The sequence below is a fragment of the Methylobacterium sp. WL103 genome, assembly GCF_008039885.1.
Lineage (GTDB): Bacteria > Pseudomonadota > Alphaproteobacteria > Rhizobiales > Beijerinckiaceae > Methylobacterium > Methylobacterium cerastii.
The window spans coordinates 1-1,104 of record NZ_VRUX01000953.1; the positions used below are offsets into that span (position 1 = coordinate 1).

Here is a 1,104-nt window from a genome sequence, read left to right on the forward strand (position 1 = left end):
CTCGCGGGCGTCGGCGCGGTTGCGCTCCTGCGTGCGGAACTGCTGCGCGCTGATCACCAGCACGCCGTCGGCCGTGAGCCGCCGCCCGGCGAGCCGCATCAGGCGCACCGCCACCGCGTTCGGCAGGGCGGCCGAGCGGCGCACGTCGAAGCGCAGCTGCACCGCCGTCGAGAGCTTGTTGACGTTCTGGCCGCCGGGGCCCGAGGCCCGCACGAAGGTCTCGTGCAGCTCGGCCTCGTCGATGGCGATCTGAGGCGTGCAGACCAGGGCCACGGCCCCCTCCCCTTCCGGCTCAGCCGGCTTCCGAGGGCGTGCGCGCCTTCACGGCCAGCGCGTGCAGCCCGCGGGCGAACGCCTCGGCCAGCAGCGCGTTGACGACGCGGTGGCGGTCGACGCGGCTCTTCCCTTCGAAGGCGTCCGAGACCACATCGACGCGGAAATGCGTCTCACCCCCCGGCCGCGCGCCGGAATGGCCCGCATGGAGGTGGGATTCGTCCACCACGTCGAGGCGGGCCGGCGCGAGTTCCGCCGCCAGCTTGGCCTCGATCCAGTCCCGCAGCGTCGCCGTTCCCGTCATCCGTCCATCCCTCGTGTTGCGTCGCAGCCGCGTCACCTGGCGGCCGGGTCGTCAAGCCCGTTCGCCCGCATGCGTCATCAGGCCCGGCGCCCTTGTGTCTCGGGTCCACCCCCTCATAATCGCCCCGTCATGGATCTCAACTCGCCCCTCTTCGACAGCATCCGCATCCGGCGCACCTGCGACGAGCCCAAGACGGCCGGCGGCAAGACCGCGGCCGGCAAGAACTCGGCCGGCAAGACTGCGAGCGGCAAGCCCGCGGGCACCTGCGAGGCGGAGGGCTGCACCCATGCCGGCCTGTTCCGCGCGCCCAAGGGGCGACGCGCCGAGGGGCAGTACTGGAACTTCTGCATCGACCACGTGAAGGCCTACAACGCGACGTACAACTACTTCGACGGCATGAACGACGACGCCGTCCAGGCCTTCCAGAAGGACGCGATCATCGGCCACCGCCCGACCTGGGCGATGGGCGTGAACCGCCCGGCGGCGGCGAAGGCCGCCGACGCGCCGACGCGCGACTGGGCCTACGT

The 1,104-nt window shown here is 72.1% G+C and carries 2 protein-coding genes and 1 pseudogene; 1 reads left to right on the plus strand and 2 read right to left on the minus strand.

What is annotated here, in order from left to right; translation table 11 throughout:
* Window positions 1-273, minus strand: a 273-nt coding sequence (gene arfB, locus FV222_RS26975) for an alternative ribosome rescue aminoacyl-tRNA hydrolase ArfB (RefSeq protein WP_147816196.1), incomplete at its 3' end; no start/stop codon positions are given.
* A 19-nt stretch (window positions 274-292) separates the two neighbouring features.
* On the minus strand, window positions 293-577 hold the full coding sequence (locus FV222_RS26980) for a BolA family protein (RefSeq protein ID WP_147754698.1): 285 nt from the start codon (window positions 575-577) through the stop codon (window positions 293-295).
* Window positions 578-706: 129 nt separating this feature from the next.
* On the opposite strand from FV222_RS26980, the pseudogene FV222_RS26985 reads away from it, so the two are divergent.
* Window positions 707-1,104, plus strand: a pseudogene (locus FV222_RS26985) (molecular chaperone DnaJ); the annotation flags it as partial.